At 62.8% G+C, this 19,997-nt stretch carries 16 protein-coding genes; 3 read left to right on the top strand and 13 right to left on the bottom strand.

Annotated features, from left to right (window positions below; all coding sequences use genetic code 11):
* From JWR51_RS20325 to JWR51_RS20295, 7 genes are all read right to left on the bottom strand, one after another.
* Positions 1–929, bottom strand: a 929-nt coding sequence (locus tag JWR51_RS20325) for an ATP-binding cassette domain-containing protein (RefSeq protein ID WP_299751907.1), incomplete at its 3' end; no start/stop codon positions are given.
* An 11-nt stretch (positions 930–940) separates the two neighbouring features.
* Entirely contained in the window at positions 941–2,029 is a 1,089-nt protein-coding gene (locus JWR51_RS20320) for a Gfo/Idh/MocA family oxidoreductase (RefSeq protein WP_299751904.1), read from the bottom strand.
* Entirely contained in the window at positions 2,026–3,045 is a 1,020-nt protein-coding gene (locus tag JWR51_RS20315; protein ID WP_299751902.1) for a Gfo/Idh/MocA family oxidoreductase, read from the bottom strand. Before JWR51_RS20315 ends, JWR51_RS20320 begins: the two co-directional genes overlap by 4 nt.
* Before the next feature lie 189 nt (positions 3,046–3,234).
* Positions 3,235–4,008 carry a carbohydrate ABC transporter permease gene (locus JWR51_RS20310; protein WP_299751925.1) on the bottom strand — a complete coding sequence of 258 codons (774 nt, stop codon included), beginning with the start codon at positions 4,006–4,008 and terminating at the stop codon, positions 3,235–3,237.
* Positions 4,009–4,117: 109 nt separating this feature from the next.
* A complete protein-coding gene (locus tag JWR51_RS20305) occupies positions 4,118–5,029 on the bottom strand; it encodes a sugar ABC transporter permease (RefSeq protein WP_299751922.1) in 912 nt (303 codons plus the stop codon).
* 47 nt (positions 5,030–5,076) lie between these two features.
* Positions 5,077–6,375 (bottom strand): ABC transporter substrate-binding protein, encoded by a 1,299-nt coding sequence (locus tag JWR51_RS20300; RefSeq protein ID WP_299751898.1) that lies wholly within the window; start codon positions 6,373–6,375, stop codon positions 5,077–5,079.
* A 255-nt stretch (positions 6,376–6,630) separates the two neighbouring features.
* Positions 6,631–7,257: a TetR/AcrR family transcriptional regulator gene (locus JWR51_RS20295; RefSeq protein ID WP_299751895.1), complete on the bottom strand. Its 627-nt coding sequence runs from the start codon at positions 7,255–7,257 to the stop codon at positions 6,631–6,633.
* Between the two features lie 239 nt (positions 7,258–7,496).
* On the opposite strand from JWR51_RS20295, the gene JWR51_RS20290 reads away from it, so the two are divergent.
* From JWR51_RS20290 to JWR51_RS20280, 3 genes are read left to right on the top strand one after another with little or no spacing between them, the layout of a single operon-like run.
* Complete coding sequence (locus JWR51_RS20290; RefSeq protein ID WP_299751892.1) at positions 7,497–8,648, top strand: Gfo/Idh/MocA family oxidoreductase; 1,152 nt, start codon at positions 7,497–7,499, stop codon at positions 8,646–8,648.
* Between the two features lie 3 nt (positions 8,649–8,651).
* On the top strand, positions 8,652–9,821 hold the full coding sequence (locus tag JWR51_RS20285) for a dihydrodipicolinate synthase family protein (RefSeq protein ID WP_299751889.1): 1,170 nt from the start codon (positions 8,652–8,654) through the stop codon (positions 9,819–9,821).
* The gene (locus JWR51_RS20280) at positions 9,818–10,636 is read left to right on the top strand and encodes a sugar phosphate isomerase/epimerase family protein (RefSeq protein WP_299751886.1); all 819 of its coding nucleotides are present in this window, start codon (positions 9,818–9,820) and stop codon (positions 10,634–10,636) included. The genes JWR51_RS20285 and JWR51_RS20280 overlap by 4 nt, the downstream gene beginning before the upstream one ends.
* Positions 10,637–10,717: 81 nt before the next feature.
* Here JWR51_RS20280 and JWR51_RS20275 read toward each other — a convergent pair whose 3' ends face one another.
* The 6 genes from JWR51_RS20275 to JWR51_RS20250 form a co-directional block, all read right to left on the bottom strand.
* The gene (locus JWR51_RS20275; protein WP_299751884.1) at positions 10,718–11,179 is read right to left on the bottom strand and encodes a hypothetical protein; all 462 of its coding nucleotides are present in this window, start codon (positions 11,177–11,179) and stop codon (positions 10,718–10,720) included.
* A 105-nt stretch (positions 11,180–11,284) separates the two neighbouring features.
* Complete coding sequence (locus tag JWR51_RS20270) at positions 11,285–12,481, bottom strand: RNA methyltransferase (protein ID WP_299751881.1); 1,197 nt, start codon at positions 12,479–12,481, stop codon at positions 11,285–11,287.
* A 203-nt stretch (positions 12,482–12,684) separates the two neighbouring features.
* The gene (locus tag JWR51_RS20265) at positions 12,685–15,591 is read right to left on the bottom strand and encodes an FAD-binding and (Fe-S)-binding domain-containing protein (RefSeq protein ID WP_299751879.1); all 2,907 of its coding nucleotides are present in this window, start codon (positions 15,589–15,591) and stop codon (positions 12,685–12,687) included.
* A gap of 335 nt (positions 15,592–15,926) precedes the next feature.
* Positions 15,927–17,894: an NAD(P)-binding protein gene (locus JWR51_RS20260; RefSeq protein WP_299751876.1), complete on the bottom strand. Its 1,968-nt coding sequence runs from the start codon at positions 17,892–17,894 to the stop codon at positions 15,927–15,929.
* Between the two features lie 185 nt (positions 17,895–18,079).
* Positions 18,080–18,829: a PadR family transcriptional regulator gene (locus JWR51_RS20255; RefSeq protein ID WP_299751873.1), complete on the bottom strand. Its 750-nt coding sequence runs from the start codon at positions 18,827–18,829 to the stop codon at positions 18,080–18,082.
* 166 nt (positions 18,830–18,995) lie between these two features.
* Positions 18,996–19,979 carry a complex I NDUFA9 subunit family protein gene (locus JWR51_RS20250; RefSeq protein ID WP_299751870.1) on the bottom strand — a complete coding sequence of 328 codons (984 nt, stop codon included), beginning with the start codon at positions 19,977–19,979 and terminating at the stop codon, positions 18,996–18,998.
* Positions 19,980–19,997: the final 18 nt, after the last annotated feature.

The raw sequence follows: 19,997 nt of genomic DNA, 5'->3' as shown, positions 1-19,997 counted from the left end.
AGCCGTTCGATGAACTCGACATCTGCCTGCAGCCGCGGGCCGGCAGTCCGGTGCGTGTTGAAATGCTCCGGCCTGATACCAACGGTCACGCTGCCGGAGAGCGCCATCGGCTGCGCCAAGTTCAGTTCCACGCTGCCGCCGGTCGTTCCCGGAATCTGCAGCGTCAGGCGCGTGCCGTCCTGCCCCTCGACCGAGGCCTCGTGGAAACTCATCTTGGGCGAACCCATGAAGCCGGCGACGAAACGGTTGCAGGGCGCGTCGTAAATTTGCGCCGGCGTTCCGAACTGCTCGATCACGCCATCGCGCAACACCACGATCCGGTCGGCCAGCGTCATCGCCTCGGTCTGATCGTGCGTGACATAGATCATCGTGGCGCCCAGGCTTCTGTGCAGCTTGGCGAGTTCGAGCCGCATCTGGACACGCAGTTCGGCGTCAAGGTTCGACAATGGTTCGTCAAACAGGAACACTTCGGGTTCGCGCACGATCGCCCGGCCGATCGCCACGCGCTGGCGCTGTCCTCCGGAAAGCTCCTTGGGAAGCCGGCCCAGCAACGGGCCAAGCTGAAGCGTGTCGGCGACGGCAGCGACCCTCTTGTCACGCTCGGCTTTCGGCATGCCCTGCATCAGCAGGGAGAAGGCCATGTTCTCGGCAACTGTCTTGTGCGGATAGAGCGCATAGCTCTGGAACACCATGGCGATGCCCCGCTTGGCCGCCGGGATGTCGTTCATGCGCTGGTTGTCGATGACCAGATCGCCGCCGGTGATCGGCTCAAGGCCGGCGATCATCCGCAGCAGGGTGGACTTGCCGCAGCCCGAAGGGCCGACGAAGACGGTGAATTCACCCGGCTCGATGGTCAGGTCGATGCCGTGGATGACCTCGATGTCACCATAGGCCTTGACGATCTTGTTGAGCGTAACGCTGGTCGCCATGGCGGTCTCCTTTAGGTGCGGGCCGAAAATTCGGCGGGCACCCAAGATTTATACTTCGGATGATCGGGGGCGAGAGGCAGTTCGACGTCCTGATGGGTCGTCGAGGACTGATAGAAGGCGGTGACCAGTTCCAGCGCCCGACGCGAGTCGGCGCTGGTAACAGGTAGCTCGGCCTTGCCGGTCAGCGCGTCATGGAACCGGGCCATCTGCGTCTGGAAGCGCGACGGCACATGCACCCAATCCTTGAGCAGCGCCTCGATCTTGGCCGCCGTCTCGGGATTGCGCGGCAAGATCTTCCACAGCTTGTCGCCCGGATTATAGGCGGCGTGATCGCTTTCGAAAGTGACGTTCTCGAAGGCAAAGCGCAGGCGGGTGATTTCGTCGGCCGAGCCGAGCGTGGCGGTAAAACTGCCCAGCGCGCCGCTTTCGAGTTCGAGCGATGCGGTGACGCAATCCTCGACTTCGATATCGTTGACGCGCGTCGCGACGCGGCCGAACAGACGCTTGATGTCGCCCATCAGGTAGGTGAACAGGTCATGCTGGTGGATCGCATGCGTCATCAGCACGCCGCCCAGCTCGGTCGCCCACTTGCCACGCCACGGCACGGCGTAATAGTCGGGCCCGCGCGTCCACAGGGTTTCCACCGTGCCCACATAGGGCATGCCCGCAATGCCGGCATCGATGATGGCCTTGGCCTGCTCGATGCCGTCGCCGAAGCGGTACTGGAACACCGGCATCAGCTTGCCCTTGGAAATCTTCTCCTGGGCGATAACCGCATCGACCTGCTCCAGCGAGCCGACCAGCGGCTTCTCGCAGATCACGTGCTTGCCGGCCTGCAGCGCTGCCATCACCATGGGGTAATGCAGCATGGGCGGGGTGCAGATATCGATGATGTCGACATCGTCCATCGCCAGCACGTCGTCGAAGCTGGTTACCCGGCGTTCGATGCCGAATTCGTCAGCGATCGGGGTCATGCGCTCGACATTGAGATCGCACAGGGCGACGACCTTGAATTTGTCCGGATTGGTGACATAGCCCTCGGTGATGTGGCTCTTGCCGATGCCGACGCCGATGATCGCAACCGTCTTGATATCGCTCATTGCGCCCACTCCGTGCCGCGTTCGGCCAAGGCCTGCGCAGTCAGAGCCAGCTTCATGGCATTAAAGCACCGCTCCTGCGGCATCGCGGTTTCGGTGCGGTTGCGCACGTCATCGAGGAATGCCGGGCCATAAGGCAGCACGGTCTTGCTGCAATCGATATGGCGCGGGCCTTCGGCATTGACGATGAACAGGTGGTCCTGTCCGGGCTGGCCGGCGATGTCGATATACTTGCGCAGCTCGATATAGCCTTCGGTGCCCAGAATGGTCAGGCGGCCATCGCCCCAGGTGGGCAGGCCGCTGGGCGTGAACCAGTCGACGCGGATATAGCCCGAGGTATTTGGGGTTTTCAAATGCACGTCGCCGACATCCTGCAGGCCCGGTCTGTCCGGATTGGCGCGGTTGGCCACGCTGGCCGAAACAACCTCGGCATCCATGGCACCCGAGAAGAACAGATACTGTTCGAACTGGTGGCTGCCGATATCGGTGAGAATGCCGCCGTAGCGAGCGCGCTCGAAGAACCAGTCCGGCCGCTGATTGTTGCGAATGGCATGCGGGCCAAGGCCGACGGTGTTGATCACCTTGCCGATGGCGCCCTGCGCGATCAGGTTGCCGGCTTCGACCGTGGCGCGCACTTCGAAATGCTCGGAATACATCACGCTAAAGATGCGGCCGGTCTCTTTTTGGACCTGCTTGATCTCTTCGAGCTGCGCAAACGTGGTCATGCCCGGCTTGTCGGAGAGCACGTCCTTGCCATGCTTCATGGCGGCGATGGAAATCGCGGCGCGGTCAGCAGGGATGGCCGCCGTCACCACGATGGCGATCGAGGCGTCCTCAAGGATCACCTTGGGATCGGCGACGCGCTTGGCCTCGGGGAATTTCGCCCCGAAGGCAGCGGCGAGATCATCCTCGAGTGCATAGAAGGAGACGAACTGCGCACCGGCAGTCTTGAGGCAATCGACCTGGCCATAGATATGGCTGTGGTTGATGCCAATGGCGGCGAATTTTAGAGCGGTCATAAGAGAGCCTTGCAAAATTTCGTTCGAGGGAAAGAACCCCTCACCCGTCTCGGCCTGCGGCCGATCCACCCTCTCCCACAAGGGGCGAGGGGTGGCATTGAGTTTTGTCTGGCCACCGAGCCCCCCTTCTCCCCTCGTGGGAGAAGGTGCCCGAAGGGCGAATGAGGGGGCCTTCGCTGACGGCAAAAATCACCGCTTCATCCCCGTCGTCGCAATCCCCTCGATCAACAACCGCTGGAAGAAGAGGAAGAACAGGAAGATGGGCAGCAGCGACAGGATGGACATGGCGAACAGGCCACCCCAATCCGATTGGGCGCTGGAGTCGACGAAGGTGCGCAGGCCCAGCATCACCGTATAGGTGCGGATATCGCTCAGGTAGATCAGTGGCCCGAAGAAATCGTCCCAGGTCCAGATGAAGGTGAAGATGGCGGCGGTCGCCAGCACCGGGGTCGAGAGCGGCAGCAGGATCTTCCAATAGATGCGCCAGGGCGAGCAGCCGTCCATCATCGCGGCTTCATCCAGTTCCTTGGGAATGCCGCGGAAGAACTGCACCATCAGGAAGATGAAGAAGCCATCGGCAGCTAAAAACTTCGGCACCACGAGCGGTAAGAACGTGTTCACCCAGCCCAGGTTGTGGAACAGCACATATTGGGGGATTAGCGTGACCTGATAGGGCAACATCAGGGTCGCCAGCATCATGGCGAACCAGAAGCCACGGCCCCAGAATTCCAGCCGCGCAAAGGCGAAGGCGGCCAGCGAACAGGTCGCCAGATTGCCGATGATCGCCAGCACCGCGATGGTGAAGGAATTGACGAAGAAGGTGCCAAAGCTCAGCCGCAATCCGTTCCAGCCGCGGAAATAGGAATCGAGGCTGATGGCGCTGGGCCAAAGCGAGGTCGAGGTGAAAATCTCGTTTTCCGGCCGCAGCGATGACGAGAGCATCCACAGCAATGGATAGAGCATCAGGATCGAGGCGCCGACCAGCAATACATGGGCCAGGATCGACAACAGGCGCTTGCGGGTCTTGACCCCGGCGGTCTGCCTTTCGGTGACCACTGTCAGACGCTGAACATCAGTCGTCATAGTGCACCCAGTATTTGGAGGTGAGGAAGGAGAAGGCGGTGAAGAAACCGACGATCGCCAACAGGATCCAGGCCAGGGCTGACGCATAGCCCATGCGGAAGAAGCTGAACGCCTCCTGATAGAGATAGAGCGTATAGAACAGCGTCGAATTGATCGGATTTCCGGTGCCGCCAGAGATAATGAAGGCCGGCGTGAAGCTCTTGAAGGCCTCGATGGTCTGGATGATGAAGTTGAAGAACACGACCGGCGTCAGCAGCGGCAGGGTGATCTTCCAGAACTGGCGCCATTTGCTGGCGCCGTCCAGGCTGGCGGCCTCATACATATCGACGGGAATCTGGCGCAAGCCAGCCAGGAAAATGATCATTGGCGAGCCGAACTGCCAGATCGACAGCACCACCAGCGTCCACAGCGAATAGTTGGGATTGGAAATCCAGGCCGGACCCTTGATGCCGAAGATTGCCAGTGCGTCATTGACCACGCCGTCGCCGGCGAACAATTGCCGCCACAGCACCGCGATGGCGACGGACGCTCCAAGCAGCGATGGCAGGTAGAACACGGCGCGATAAAGCGGCAGGCCCTTCATGCCGCGATTGAGCAGCAGCGCCACGCCCAGCGCGAAGGCCAGCTTGAGCGGCACCGAGAACACCACGAAGAACAGGGTGACCCGCATCGAGGCCGAGAATTTCGGATCGGAGGTGAAGATACGCACATAATTGGCCGGCCCCACCCAATCGGGCGCGGTCAGCAGGTCGAAATTGGTGAAGCTGAGATAGAGCGAGGAAATCATCGGCCCGAGCGTCAGCCCGAAAAAGCCGAGGAACCACGGCAGGAGGAACAGATAGCCCCCCGCATTGCGGCTCCAGAGTTGGGACCAGAACGAAGGAGAGACCGCGCGCCCCATGGGTGGAGCGCGATTGGCGTCTTGCATGGAGCGCGCGGTCATATGGTCTAGCCCGCTGCGCGCGCGAGGATTTCGGTGGCCTGCTGGAAGAAGGCCGGGCCGGCGTCCTGCGGGGACTGCTGGCCGAACGCGACTTCCTGGCTCTTGGTCTTGAAGGCCACGCCCACTTCACCGGCGGCAGCCGGCGGGGATGGGGGCAGAGGCCCAAGCAGGTCGCCGAGATTGGACACATAATCGAGCGCGATCTGGCTCTGCGGATCGAGCGTGGGAGCAATCGCCTCACGCTGCGCCTTGGAGCAGGGAATACCGCGCTCGACGCCCAGAATCTTGCCGGCCTCGGGATCGCGGATGAAGAAGTCGATGAACTTGGCGCCTTCAGGCAACTGCTTGGAGCCGGCGCCGAGCGAGAAGAACATCGAGGGTTTGCGATAATGACCGCCACCCGAACCCGGCTTGGCGCGCGGATAGTTGATCATGGTCAAGGTGTCCTGGTTGACTGCCTGGAACGCGATCAGCTGGTTGGAATTGGCATAGGTCATCGGTGCCTTGCCCAAAGTGATCATGGTGTTTTCGATAGCGTCGGTAGCGTCGAGCGCCTGGTCGTCCGGCGAGACGAGGCAACCGGCAGCACGCAGATCGGCCCACATCTGGAACCATTCGGTGATGTCGTCGGCGGTGAAGCCGGCCTTGCCGTCAGCGGTGTAAAGCGGCTTGCCGCGCTGGCGCAGCCAGTTGTCGAGGCCGGGCTCGCCGCCCGAATAGTCGCTCCACAGCGCCATGCCGGCGCGCTTGTTCTTGGATTTCCACTGTTCGGCCAGAGCCGGCAGGTCGGCATAGGAGAAATCGCGGTTCGGGATTTCGATGCCGGCTTCTTCGAATGCGGTCTGGTTGACCACGATGGCCACCGAATTGGCGCCCAGGCTGATGCCATAGAGCTTGCCGCCGACCTTGCCGCCGTCGAGCTGATCCTTGTCGAAATCATCGAGGTTGAGGCCATTGCCGACGAATTCGTCGAGCGGAGCGATGGCTCCACGATTGGCGTATTCGACGATATAGCGGTAATCCATCTGGATCACGTCGGGGGAGTTGCCACCGGCGGTCTGGGTGGCCAGCTTGGGCCAGTAATCGGCAAAGGCGAGGAATTCGCCGTCGAAGGTGGTGCCTGGATTGGCCTTGGTATAGAGATCGGTCACCCCATAGGTGCGATCGGCGCGGGCCTGGCCGCCCCAGAAGATCAGCCGCATGCGGGTTTCCTGCGACATTGCAGGGCCGACGCCGGCAGCGGCGGCAGCGAGCAGCGCGGTGCTGCCCATCAGGAATTGGCGGCGGTCGATAGAGATGCTCATATAGTGTCCTCCCGGTGAATTTCGCCGTCCGGCTTGCCGGATCGGTAAGCTGGTCAGCGACCTCCCCGTCGCTAAATAACCAACTGGTTACAACTTTGGGTCAGGTGACCTTATATGTCAATCCATCCTGACGCAATCTTGTATGGAAGTGTAGCGCGGTTCCGGTGACGAGGTAAAGACACCTGTTATCAGGCACGTTAACGGCGCTGCGGTGACCTCCTATGCTAACGATATGCTAACCGAACTGCGGCGAATTCAGGCCGGTTTTGTGCGCAGATAGTCCAGCACCATCTGCACCGCCTGGGCCTCGCGCTCCTGCACCATGGCGAACCCGGATAGGTCGCGCTCGAAGATAACCGACAGCGTATTCATGTTGGAAACATAGAAATATCCGAGGCCGGCGATGGAGATATAGAGCTGCACCGGATCGACGTCGGAGCGGAAAATCCCCGCCGCACTGCCACGCTCGACAATGGCCTGCAGTTCCGCCACCAGCGGCGAATGGAGCTGCGGAATGTCCTTCAACTGCTTGAGGAAGCGCGCATTCTGCAGGTTCTCAACCGCCAAAAGCCGCGGAAACCAAGGGTTTGCCAGGTAGTGGCGGAAGGTGAACCGCACCATGCGCCCCACCGCTTCGACCGGATCGAGTTGCCCCAGCGACAGCTCGCGCTCGCCGCGGCGGATTTCGCTATAGGCATCGAACAGCACAGCCGAGTAGAGCGCTTCCTTGTTGCCCCAATAGTGATAGAGCAGCCGTTTATTGGCCTTGGCCCGCGCCGCGATGGCATCGACCCGGGCGCCGTTAAAGCCCTCGGCGCAGAATTCATCGCGCGCCGCCTTCAGAATCGTCGCCTTGGTGCGCTCCGGATCGCGGGGCCGCACTACTACCTCAGGACCGCGCGGCGCACTTATCCCCCCCGCGTCGGGCTCCGGTAAGCTCACATTGTCGCGCTCGTCCATGGCGATACGGTGTCCCCTGCTCGCGCAGCAAATCCCTAATCCCCTACCAATCCAACTGGGGTGACGGCAATCCCGGACGTTGGGTTAAGCACGGGTCTTGACGCTCTGCTCGTGTCGAGTGTATCTAAGTAACTAACTAGTTACAAGAAGGGAGACACGCAATGGCGGACAAACGGCTAGGCCTGATCATGCATGGTGTGACCGGCCGCATGGGCTACAACCAGCATCTGGTGCGCTCGATCCTGGCGATCCGCGACCAGGGCGGCATCGCGCTCTCCAATGGCGATCGCCTGGTGATCGACCCAATCATCGTCGGGCGCGATGGCGACAAGATCGAACGGCTGGCGAAAAAGCACAATATCGCCCGCTGGGGCACCGATATCGATGCTGCTCTGGCCAATCCGGATGACACCGTGTTCTTCGACGCCGGCACCACGCTGATGCGCGCGTCGCTCTTGGAAAAGGCACTGGACGCCGGCAAGCATGTCTATTGCGAAAAGCCGATTTCCGACGATCTCGAAGTCGCCGTGGCGCTGGCGAAAAAGGCCCGAAATTCAGGCCTCAAGCATGGCGTGGTGCAGGACAAGCTGTTCCTGCCCGGCCTGCTCAAGATCAAGATGCTGGCCGATAGCGGCTTCTTCGGCAAGATTTTGTCGGTGCGCGGCGAGTTCGGCTATTGGGTATTCGAGGGCGATTGGCAGGCGTCGCAGCGCCCGAGCTGGAACTATCGCAAGGGCGACGGCGGCGGCATCATCCTCGATATGCTGTGCCACTGGCGCTATGTGCTCGATAACCTGTTCGGCGAGGTCAAGGCCGTGTCCTGCCTGGGCGCCACCCACATTCCCGAACGCGTCGATGAAAAAGGCCAACGGTTCCAGGCCGATACCGATGACGCGGCCTATGCGACGTTCGAGCTTGAAGGCGGCGTGATCGCGCAGATCAATTCGAGCTGGACCACCCGCGTGCGGCGCGATGATCTCGTGACCTTCCATGTCGATGGCACGCATGGCTCGGCCGTTGCGGGCCTGCACAAATGCTGGACCCAGCACCGCGTCAACACCCCCAAGCCGGTGTGGAACCCCGACCAGCCGCAGACGATGAATTTCTTCAACGACTGGGAGGAAGTGCCCGACAATTGGCCGGCGCAGAACGGCTTCAAGGCGCAATGGGAAATGTTCCTCAAGCACGTGGCCGAAGACGCGCCCTGGCCCTATGGGCTGGAAGCGGGCGCCAAGGGCGTGCAGCTGGCTGAACTTGGCCTCAAGAGCTGGGCCGAGCGGCGCTGGCTGGATGTGCCGAAACTGGAGTTTTAATCCATGGCCAGCCTCAACCTGCCCAATGCCGACAGGAGCATTTCCAGCTACGCGCTGACCGGCACCCCGATCCCGTTCATCAAGCACAAGGCCAGCGACTTCAATCGCATCGCCTATGCGGCTGCGCACGTCGTGGCCGATCCGCTGGCGAATAACGATCCCTGGCTGACCCCGGCGATCGACTGGGATACGACGCTGAAATTCCGCCATCGGCTGTGGGATTTGGGCCTCGGCGTCGCCGAAGCCATGGATACCGCCCAGCGCGGCATGGGGCTGACCTGGACCGACGCGCAGGAGTTGATCCGCCGCGCCCAGGCCGAAGCCCGCACCCGCGATGACGCGCTGATCGCCTATGGGGCGGGCACCGATCACCTGGCGCCGGGTCCCGATGTCACTATCGACCAGATCATCCGCGCCTATGAGGAACAGGTCGGGTTTGTCGAAGGCGAAGGCGGCCGCGTCATCCTGATGGCCAGCCGGGCACTGGCTGCGGCGGCCAAGTCGCCCGATGACTATGCCAAGGTCTATGGCCGCATTTTGAGCCAGGTGAAGCAGCCGGTGGTGATGCATTGGCTCGGTGAGATGTTCGATCCGGCGCTGGCGGGCTATTGGGGTCATGCCGATCACGACAAGGCCATGGATGTTTGCCTCGACGTGATCGCCGCCAATGCCGACAAGGTCGATGGCATCAAGATTTCGCTGCTGTCAGCGGAGAAAGAAATCGCCATGCGCCGGCGGCTGCCGGCTTCGGTCAAAATGTATACCGGCGACGACTTCAACTATGCCGAACTGATCGCGGGGGATGAACAAGGCTATTCCCACGCCCTGCTCGGCATTTTCGACGCCATCGCGCCGGCCGCTTCGGCTGGTCTGGCGGCGCTGGGGCGCGGCAATAACAATGAGTTCTTCGACCTGCTCGAACCCACCGTGCCGCTGAGCCGGCATATTTTCGCGGCGCCGACGCGATTCTACAAAACCGGCGTGGTGTTTCTGGCCTATCTCAATGGCCTGCAGGACCACTTTACGATGATCGGCGGCCAGCAGAGCACGCGCTCGTTGCAACACCTGAGCGAACTGTTCCGGCTCGCCGACAAGGCGCGGGTGCTGGCCGATCCGGACCTGGCCATCGCCCGGATGAAGGCTGTTTTGGCTGTGCATGGGGTGTCGGCATGACGCAAATCTCGCTCAATCTCGCCACGACGCGCGAAGTCTGGGGTTTTAAGGACGCCGTGGATGGGTGCCTGCGTGCCGGCATCACGGCGATTTCGCCGTGGCGCGACCAGGTGGCGGCGATTGGGTTGAACGAGGCCGCCCGAATCGTTGCGGCCAATAATCTGCGCGTCACCGGCCTATGCCGGGGCGGCATGTTTCCCGCGGAGACCGCCGAAGGGCGGCAAGCCAATATCGATGACAATCTGCGCGCCATCGATGAGGCGGCGGCGCTCAACGCCGATTGCCTGGTGCTGGTGGTGGGCGGCCTGCCCGGCTCATCCAAGGATATCGTCGGAGCGCGGCAGATGGTGACCGATGGGATCGCCGCGATGCTGCCGCATGCACAGGCATCGGGCGTGAAAATCGCCATCGAGCCGCTGCACCCGATGTATGCGGCCGACCGGGCCTGCGTGAACACGATCGATCAGGCGCTGGATATCTGCGAATTGCTGGGCCCCAATGTGGGTGTCGCCATCGACGTCTATCACGTGTGGTGGGACCCGTATCTCGCCGCCGCTATTGCCCGAGCCGGAAGGTTGAACCGGATTTTCGCGCATCACATCTGCGACTGGCTGGTGCCCACCACCGATATGCTGCTGGATCGCGGCATGATGGGCGATGGCGTCATCGACCTGAAGGCCATCCGCGCCATGATCGAGGCGGCCGGCTATTCGGGACCACAAGAAGTAGAGATTTTCTCCAAGAATAATTGGTGGAAGCGGCCGGGTGACGAGGTTTTGGCCGTCATCAAGGAGCGCGTCGCGAGCGTGTGCTGAACGGCGCAAGTCATATTAGGCGACTACGAAAAAGCACCCAGGGGCAAGCCCGAGGGTGCTTTTTAGCATGGCAGCCTACGTCTAGGAGGCGCGGTTGTAGGTCAGCGTCTGGCAGAGGAGTGCCGCACGACACCCTTGGATGTCGATAGTGTCGGGCCCGGTCTGGGTAACGGTCGCATCCGCGCTGATGCCGCCAGCGGTCAGCGATCCCTTCCACTCGTTGGGAGCGGTCTGCGCCGCCTGCATCACCTGCTTGCCCACAAAGGCCAGGTTTTCCGGCGTAGCCGATTCGCCCTTGAGCGTGGTCAGCACGCCGCAAAGGTCGGTGCCGCTATCGCCGCACAGGGTGAATTGAAACGAAGTTCCAAATTCATCGACAAATGTGCCGGTTGGATCAATGCCCGGCGCGGGCGCCGTGGCGTCGGCCGGAGCCTCGGCAGCGGGCGCCTCCGGAGCCGGGGCTGCGGCGTCCTGAGCGTAGGTGGGCAGGGCAGTGGCCGCAAACAGCAGGCCGATGGACAAGGTCTTGGTGAGGATATGCATGGGATGCTCCATTGTAACAACGCCCGCCCCACGCAGCCGTTTGATGATTGACGGAGCCAAACGCGCCTTCGCCCGATGCGGTTGCGTCGCCGCGACAAACTGTCGTCAGCGGCGGAACGTGGCGGCGATCTCGATATGCGTGGAATGGACAAATTGGTCCACCGCAACGAGGTTTTCCATCCCATAGCCGCCGCCGATCAAGATTGCGGCATCGCGCGCAAAAGTCTTGGCGTCGCAGGCGACCATGATGATGGTCTTGACCTTGGACATCGAGAGCTGTTCGACCTGGGCTTGGGCGCCGGCCCGGGGCGGATCGAGCACAACGGCGTCGAAAGCGTCCAGTTCGTAACGGGTCAGCGGTTCGCGGAACAGGTCGCGGGGCTTGGCGGTGATTTCGCGCAGGTTCTTGGTGAAGCGGCGGGCCTTGTCGAGCGCCAGAATGCCGGGCTTGTCATTATCGGCGGCGTAGACCGGCCGGGTTTCGGCGAGCCGCAGCGCGAACGGACCGACGCCGCAGAACAGGTCGGCCACGGATTTTGACTTGCCGGCAGCTTCGGCGACGTAGTCGGCCAGGATGGCTTCGGCGGCGGCGGTGGCCTGCAAAAAGCTGCCGAGGGGCAGCTCGACCCGGGCGCGGCCCATCTCGATGATCGGCGGCTGTGCCTGCAGCACCATCTCGCCATTGAGGGCCAACCGGGCCAGCTTGAAACGGCCCATGAGCGGCATCAGCCGTTCGGCGCGGGCCTGCTTCTTTTCGGTGCGCACGGCCACGTCGAGCCCGGTCAAGGTGGCGGTGAAGGCGATATCGGCCTCGCCGATGGCCAGCATGACGGCCCGGGCGATTTCGGGGGCACGCGCCAGGCCCGGAACCAGGATGGGGCAGGTATCGAGATCATGCACCTGATGGCTGCGCAGCCGCATATAGCCCGAGCCTTCCTTGCGGGCATGCATGGTGGCGCGGCGGCGGCCAGCGCCAGAGGCATCGATGAAGCGCTCGATCTTGGCGTCGACGCCGGCAAAGTGCAGCGGCGTTTCGACCAGCGCGGTCTTGAACGCCTCGTAGCTGGGCCGATCGAGATGTTGCAACTGGCAGCCGCCGCAAGAACCGAAATGCGGGCAGAACGGCGCAATGCGATTGGGGGCGGCGGTGGCGATGGAGACGAGCGTGCCGCGATCACCCTCGGCGTCGAGCTCGATGACTTCACCGGGCAGGGTCAGCGGCACATAGACCTTGCGGCCGTCAATCTCGGCGACGCCTTCGCCCTTTTGGCCGAGACTGGTGATGGTGGCGGTGAAGGTCATGGGCATCCGGGGCTTGCTGAACGCGTTCAGTAGCCGGATGAGACCGGTGGGGCAAGGGCGCAGGGGTTATAGGCTCTCGTCCCACCCACCAAGTCATTCCCGCGCAGGCGGGAACCTCCGTTAAAGGGCGCAGAAAGAAAACGGAGGTTCGCGCCTGCGGGAATGACTCCGTGGGCTGGTCAACGAGAAAAGCGCCGAAGGTCCTACACCCTGGGCCGACTCACATATTCCAGGAGGCTCGCCAGCCCTACAAAGGGAATGCCGGCCTGTTCGCTGAGCCCCGACGCGCAGGTCGATACCGTCGATACGCCAAGCGTACAGCCTGCAGGTATGTCCTGGCGCACGAACCGCGTCGCGTGTTCATTCAACTCCGGGATGAACAGGCCCTTGTCACCGGCGTAACCGCAGCAGGTGACGGACGAGAGCACGGCAATCTCGGTGGCGCAGGCGCGGGCGATGGCTTCGGTGGCGGGCTGTTCCTTGAGGCGCTGGGCGGAGCAATTGTGGTGCACGGCAACCACCGGCAGGGCCTGGGTGATGGTCAGGCGCGGCAGGATATGGGTGACGAGGAACTCGGCTGAATCCAGCACTGGCGCGGTGCCGGGGAATTCGCGCAGGTGCTTGGCGCAGGTCGAGGCATCGGTGATGACGGGGACACTGCCACCGCCAGAAAGGTCATCAAGTTGGGTCTTGAGCGCGCCGCCGACACTGGCGGCCTGCTCGGGGAAACCCTTGGACTGGAAGGGTTGGCCGCAGCATTGGCCGTTCAGGTGATCGGGCATGGCGACGTCGAAGCCGGCGCGCTGCAGCAAGGCCAGCATGGCGTCGGGGACCGGGAGCAGGTCATACTCGGTCTTGGGGGCGCCGAACATGCGGGTAGCGCAGGAAGGGAAATAGACCACCTGCGGGCGCTCGGAAGGCGCACTCTGAACCAGCATGCTGGATTTCTTGTTGTCGGGCGCACCAGGACCGGGCTTGAGCGCCTTATAGATGCGCGGAACACGCTTGCCGGTGAGGCGGCGGGCGGTTTCGGTGATGGCTTCGATCGCCGGAGCGGAGATGACGGCCTTGCCGAAATCACCCAGGCCGACACCGCCGCGCATGGCGCTTTCGATACTGACTGTATGTTTAGCGGCGAAGCCGGCGACGCTCCGCGCGAAGTCGCCGCGGCGCTCGGTGCGCTGGGCGATGATCATGGTGCCGGTTTCGATGCCGACCGGGCAACGCAGGGAACACAGATTACACGCCGCGCAGGTGTCGAGGCCGGCATACTGAAAGTCATCGTCGAGCCGCTTGAGCCGGACCGGGTCCTCGCCGCTGCGGCGGAGGCGGGCGCGTTCGCGGGTGACGGCGATGCGCTGGCGGGGCGAGAGGGTCATCTGGTGGCTGGGGCAGGCCGGCTCGCAAAAACCGCATTCGATGCACATGTCGACCAGGTCATCGGCCAGCGGCATGACCTTGAGATGCTTGATGTGGACTTTGTCGTCGGCGTTGAGCAGCACGCCGGGATTGAGCAGGTTTTCGGGATCGAACAGGGCCTTGATGCGGTGCATCAGTCCGTAGGCCTTGCTCCCCCACTCGGCTTCGACGAAGGGGGCGATGGCGCGGCCGGTGCCATGTTCGGCCTTGAGACTGCCGCCGTATCGGATCGAGACCAGCTCCGACAGGGCCTTGGAGAACATATCGAATTTGTGGGCGGCGTCGGGTTGGGAAAAATCGTCGCTCATCTGGAAATGCAGGTTTCCGGCCAAGGCATGGCCGAAAATGATGGCGTCGTCATAACCGTGGTCATCGAGCAGAGCGCGCATGTCGAGCACGAATTCGGCCAGGCGCTCGATCGGCGCGGCGACGTCTTCGGTGAGCATCGAGGTGCCCTTGGGACGGGCGGCGCCGCCGGAGGCGAAGAAGCCTTTGCGAACGTCCCATAGCGCGTGGGAGCGGTGCTCGTCGGTAGAAAAATCGATGTGGGTGGCGCCTTCGGAGGCCAGGAGCGCAACAGCCTTGGCGACTTCGGCATCGAGCGTCGTGGCGTCGGGCGCGGTGACGTCGATGAGCACGGCGGGGGAATTGTCGGTGAGGTAGGGGCGCAGCGGCGCGAGCGGTTCGAGGTGTTCCACCGTGGCCAGGGCGCGGCGCTCGATATATTCGGCGGCGGTGACGCCGGTGGTGACGTGAACGCCGTTATTGGCCAGCTTGATGATGGCGCGACCGGCCGATTGCGGATCGGGGAATGGCACCAAAGCCGTCGACTTGAAGGGGTGCTCGGGGACGGTATTGTAGGTGACCTCGGAGACGAAGCCGAGCGTGCCCTCGGAGCCGACCATCAGGTGGATCAGGATATCGAGCGGGTCGTGATAATCGACCAGCGCGTTGAGCGAATAGCCGACGGTATTCTTGATCTTGTATTTTTTGCGGATGAGCGCGACGAGGTCGGGATCGGCCATCACCTCGTGATGGAGGACATGGAGACCGCCGAGCATTGCAGCATGCGTCGCGCGGAACGATTTTCGCGATTCTTCGTCGCCACTGTCCAGCATAGTGCCGTCGGTCAGGACGATCCGCAGGCGGGCCATGGTGTGATAGGTGTTCTGGGCGACGCCGCAGCACATGCCGGACGAATTGTTGTTGACCACGCCGCCGATCTTGCAGGTGGCCTGGCTGGCGGGATCGGGCCCGATCTTGCGGTCAAATTTTTTCAGCGCCGCATTGGCATTGGCGACGATGATGGCTGGCCCCAGCGTGATCTGGTCGGCGCCGGGATGGATGCGCATGGTGCGCCAGCCATCGCCCAGCACCGCGAGGACGCCATCGGTGACGGCCTGGCCCGACAAGGACGTACCGGCTGCACGGAAGGTGATCGGCAGCTTTTCGGCGCGGGCGGCAGCCATGACGGCGCGCACGTCGTCCTCGGAGTTGATGAACACCACCGCGGCTGGAATCAGCCGATAGGACGACGCGTCGCCAGACCACGCATAGGTCATCAGCGGGTCTGTCATCATCTTGTTGGCGGCGATAGTGCCCTTGAGCCGGGCGACGAGGCGCTCGCCGGCGGCCTGGCGGTCGATGGGCTGCGCGGTGGCGACTTCGGAAGGATCGATCAGTTTTTGCATGACGTCGAGACTAACATGTTAGTGCCGGGTAGCGAAATGGCTTTGTGGAATTTTTATATTTGGGGAGTGCGGTTCATGGTGAAGGGGCGGGTTGCCCCTGGGGAGCGTGCGATTCTGGTGCGATCGCTTCATCACCATGGGCATCCCACACTCGGTCTTCCCGCGGGCTTGACCCGCGGGGCGTTAGCCGGTCGCACTGAATTCGGTGAGGTGGCAAGAGGCCCGCGGGTCAAGCCCGCGGGAACGCGGTGGGTGGGGGCGTTCAAGGACTACCCCAATCCTGCCTCAAAGGGGAGTTCGTCGGGGCTCCCGAATAATCGATTACAGACCGCGCCCTAAAGACCGATCATATCCAACGGCGGGCCGGGGAATTTGGAGAATTCGGCCAGCTTGGCCTTATCGCCCAAAAGTTCGCTGACGGCGCGAGCGGCCTGGTCCATGGCGGAGTGGGCATAGGCGTAGGCACCGGCATCGGAATTGGCGATGGCAATGCGGCCCCAGCCTTTGCGGGAGGCCTCGATCGGGAGCGGGCCATCGGGCCAATATTGATCCCAAGGGCGCATATATTCGAGCGCGTAGCCGTGGCTCCAGCGATTGCAGGTGATGGCCTCGATATCGGTGGCGGCGTCGAAACCGCCGGCCTTGAGGGCGCGATCCAGCATGTCGCGGATTTCGAATTCCATCTGCTCGAAGGTGAGGTCCATCAGGGAATAGCGGCCCGCGGTGGCCTGGTCGCGGGCGCCCATACTCGGATCGGGCGTGACGACGACCTTGGAGATGTGCAGCAGCACCGGGTCATCGGGCTTATCGGCGAAAGCGTAATCGCCCATGGTCACCGGCATGTCGATATTGGCGCCATCCCAGAAGCCCGACGGGCATTCGAAGCTGTCGATGCCCAGCTTGGCGAAGGCCTGCCAGTTCTTGAGCTGCACATTGGTGTAGATCAGCGGCACCTTGACCTGGTCGTTCAGCGCTTCGACCTGTGCGGGCGGCAACTCGCTGGTTATGTGGGGTATGACGCGGTGCCAGCAGGCCAGCACCACATTGGCGCCGGTGACGGTTTTGAGCCCGCCGTTGTCAACATAGGTCAGGATGACATTGGTGGCGTCCGTCGGCGGGCCATCATGGGCGACGCGGACCACCGAGGCGTTCAGGCGCAAGCGGGTGGCGTTTTCCGGCAGGTCGAGGATGCCATAATTGACCTGGGCGGTGACGAGATCTTCCATGGTCGTGCCGGGCACAGCATCGGGAATTAGCGCGCGGACCAAAGCACGGACCACGCCGGCATTGCCGTCGGGGAAATGGTAGATGTAGTCGTCTGGATCGGTCAGCACGAGGCGGCCGGAGGGGCTCATGGTCTTGTAGGGAATTTCCCCAAGGTCCATGCCGTCGAAACCCGGATTGCCATTGCCCCAGGCATCGAGCGCCGTGGTGGCTTCGACGCCGACGCCGAAATAGGCGCCGGTACTGGCCTGGAAATAGGCGATCAGTTGGGAATCGTAGCCGCAGGTCTTGGTCAGGAAATCCGCATAGATGGTCTTGGACAGGATTTCGAATTTTTCCTGGCGCGATTTGCCAGGGAGGTAATCAGGCGGGGAATCGATCAGCTCGACGAGGTTGGCCTTGGCGGTGTCGTTGAGCGGGGTCTGGGGCACCCAATCGGCGGCCAGTTCGGTGGTTTTCACCAGGGTATCGGTGCCGAACACTTCCTTGCGGAAGAACACCGATTCGCCAAGATCGCGATCCTCGGACCAGGCCTGATCGTAATAGTCGCTGAACTTTTCGGTTTTGATGCCGATGTCGACCAGCAATTGTTTGACCAGCGGGGAGAAATAGCTCGGCGTCTGCAGCGATTCAGAGCCGCCATAGCCGATCAGCTTTTTGCCATTGCTGGCGACGAATTCGTTGCGGCGGGCGTGGCCGCCGAAATCGTCGTTGTTTTCGAGGACGAGGATTTTTGCGTTCGGCTGCTGCTGGCGCCACAGCACAGCCGCGGCGAGCCCGGAAATGCCGCCGCCGACCACGACGAGATCGTAGTGCTCGCCAGAATCTTCGGGCTTGGGGGCGGTGGCCCAGAAGGTGCCGTCGCGCACGGCGTGCATGATGTCCATGGCCTTGGGGCTATGGCCGCGCAGGCCGGTCAGCGCTGGTGGATAGGGTACCGGGGTGATGGCGTGGGCGATGCCGGGCATCAGCGTGGTAGCGGCCGCGCCGGCGACGGTGAGGGCGACGCCGTTGAGAAAATCGCGGCGAGTAATGGGGCGATCCATGCCCAGCGCCTTGGCGCGATCCGAAAGGCTCATGCGGATTCTCCCTCAACGAGTTGCCAGTGGCGAGGAAGGGAGCATGGCGGGAATTTTGAGGGGTGGCAATGCGGGAGGGGGACCTCGGAAACATCACCAAACGCGATGTCACCCCGGCGCAGGCCGGGGTGACACCGTGGTTGGGGGGCGGCTGCGCCAAGCCGGACAGCCTGGCGCGCACTCCCTCAGATATCCACGTCGTCTTCGCGCGGCGTATCGTTGAGCCCGTCGATCTCCACCGCGGCCTTGCGCAAAATTTCGGCCAACCGGCGTTGCACGTCTTCGCTTTTGCCGCTGGCGGTCTTGATGGCGGCTTTCAGGTCACGACGGGCGTCGTTGACCTCGGGGAGGACGTCGGCCATGTCGCGATCGGGGCCGAAGGGCCAGCCGGGTCCGGGACCATGGCGGTGGCCGGGGCCACGACCACGGTCGGGTCCGCCGGGCTCGCCTTCGCCGCGGTTAAACGGCCAGTCGCTTTTGGCGAAATCGCGGAAGCGGTTCATCTGTTCACCGGCCTTGGCCAAGAAGCTCAAGGTCGATTCGATGGCTTCGCGATTGTCGGCCAGGTGGGCGCGGCCCTCGTCGGTGATGGTATAGAGCTTTTTGTTGCCATCGACCTGGCTGGTGACGTAGCCGGCTTCTTCCAGATAGGTCAGCGCCGGATAGACAATGCCGGGGCTGGGCGAATAGAAGCCCACCGACTGTTCCTCGATCGCCTTGATCAAGTCATAGCCGTGGCGCGGCTGCTGTTCGATCAGGTAGAGCGCGACGAGGCGCAGGTCGCCCGAGGCGAGCATGCGGCCGATGCGGAAATTGCCGCCCATATTGCCAAAGCCCTCGCCTTCCCCACTTTGAGCAAAGCGGCCCCAGCCACGACGGGCCATGGCTTCAAGCCGGCGCCAATTGGGTTCGCCGTCCCTGAAATATTGTCCCATGATGGGTCTCCGATATATCTTGGTTGCGTTGACGCTCAAGGTGGGCGCCTGATTTGGCGATTTCAAGATATATCTTACGATTGTTTTAGATGACGCGCAGCCGCAAAAAACCCCCGGGCAAGGCCGGGGGTTGATGCAGAGTGCCGATCAGTAGAGCCAGAGCCGCCTAGATCTCGCTGTGGCTGGCTTCGGCGCGGTCGAATTGGCCGTGCTGGCGGAAGCGCCACATATAGGTGGGCAGGATGGTGTCCATCGCGGTGGGCGTAATGCCGAAGGCCACGAAGCTGCGCTTGTCGCGCATCGCGGCTTCGGAAACAACGTTGTCGGTGCCGAGCAGTTCGACCTGATCGGCCGTGATCAGCGGCTTGAAGGGTAGGATGGCGAAAGGCAGCGCCAGCAGGCGGGCGACCGCAGACGGCAATGGCAGCAGCGGGGGGGTGCGGCCGGCTTCGCGCAGGATGCGGGTCAGCAGGTCCTTGTGGGTTTCGACTTCTGGCCCGCCCAGCTCATAGATGCGGCCGGTCTTGACCTGGCCATGCGCCGCCATGGCGATCGCTTCGGCGACGTCGCCCACATAGACCGGCTGGAAGCGCGTAGCGCCGGAAATCAGTGGCATGATCGGCAGCATGCGGGCGAGGCCACCCATCATGTTGAAGAAGCCGTCGTCGCGGCCGAACATGAGGGAGGGGCGCAGGATCACGGCCTGCGGGAAGGCGGCGAGCACAGCAGCTTCGCCGGCCAGCTTGGACTGGGCGTAAAGGCTGCTTGTAGCGATATCGACGCCGAGCGCCGACATGTGCACCAAAGACTTGACCTTGGCGTCGCGCGCCGCGGCGGCGACATTAGCCGCGCCCTGGGTGTTGATCGCCGAAAACTTCTGCGCACCGCGCTCGAAGCCGATGGCCACCAGGTTGATGACGATATCGGCGCCTTTGACGGCGCGCTGCACCGAGGCAAGATTGCGCACATTGGCCTGGATCGGCAGGATCTGGCCGACCGTGCCCAGCGTCCTGGTGTGGCCGGCGAGATCGGGCCGGCGGGTGGCGACGCGAATGCGGTGGCCCTGACGCGCCAGCAATTGGATCACCTGAGTGCCCACGAACCCGGCGCCGCCAAAAATGGTGACGAGTTGCGGTTCAAAACGATCCATGACGAGGCTCCGGCAGGC

The organism is Devosia sp. (genome assembly GCF_028290625.1).
Lineage (GTDB): Bacteria > Pseudomonadota > Alphaproteobacteria > Rhizobiales > Devosiaceae > Devosia.
This window is presented reverse-complemented; position numbering and strand designations above follow the sequence as displayed.

Coding starts and splice junctions, on each gene's coding strand:
- JWR51_RS20280 (WP_299751886.1), top strand. CDS start 9,818: ATGACGCAAATCTCGCTCAATCTCGCCACGACGCGCGAAGTCTGGGGT.
- JWR51_RS20270 (WP_299751881.1), bottom strand. CDS start 12,481: ATGACCTTCACCGCCACCATCACCAGTCTCGGCCAAAAGGGCGAAGGC.
- JWR51_RS20305 (WP_299751922.1), bottom strand. CDS start 5,029: ATGGGGCGCGCGGTCTCTCCTTCGTTCTGGTCCCAACTCTGGAGCCGC.
- JWR51_RS20250 (WP_299751870.1), bottom strand. CDS start 19,979: ATGGATCGTTTTGAACCGCAACTCGTCACCATTTTTGGCGGCGCCGGG.
- JWR51_RS20310 (WP_299751925.1), bottom strand. CDS start 4,008: ATGCTCTATCCATTGCTGTGGATGCTCTCGTCATCGCTGCGGCCGGAA.
- JWR51_RS20320 (WP_299751904.1), bottom strand. CDS start 2,029: ATGAGCGATATCAAGACGGTTGCGATCATCGGCGTCGGCATCGGCAAG.
- JWR51_RS20290 (WP_299751892.1), top strand. CDS start 7,497: ATGGCGGACAAACGGCTAGGCCTGATCATGCATGGTGTGACCGGCCGC.
- JWR51_RS20285 (WP_299751889.1), top strand. CDS start 8,652: ATGGCCAGCCTCAACCTGCCCAATGCCGACAGGAGCATTTCCAGCTAC.
- JWR51_RS20260 (WP_299751876.1), bottom strand. CDS start 17,894: ATGAGCCTTTCGGATCGCGCCAAGGCGCTGGGCATGGATCGCCCCATT.
- JWR51_RS20300 (WP_299751898.1), bottom strand. CDS start 6,375: ATGAGCATCTCTATCGACCGCCGCCAATTCCTGATGGGCAGCACCGCG.
- JWR51_RS20275 (WP_299751884.1), bottom strand. CDS start 11,179: ATGCATATCCTCACCAAGACCTTGTCCATCGGCCTGCTGTTTGCGGCC.
- JWR51_RS20315 (WP_299751902.1), bottom strand. CDS start 3,045: ATGACCGCTCTAAAATTCGCCGCCATTGGCATCAACCACAGCCATATC.
- JWR51_RS20265 (WP_299751879.1), bottom strand. CDS start 15,591: ATGCAAAAACTGATCGATCCTTCCGAAGTCGCCACCGCGCAGCCCATC.
- JWR51_RS20255 (WP_299751873.1), bottom strand. CDS start 18,829: ATGGGACAATATTTCAGGGACGGCGAACCCAATTGGCGCCGGCTTGAA.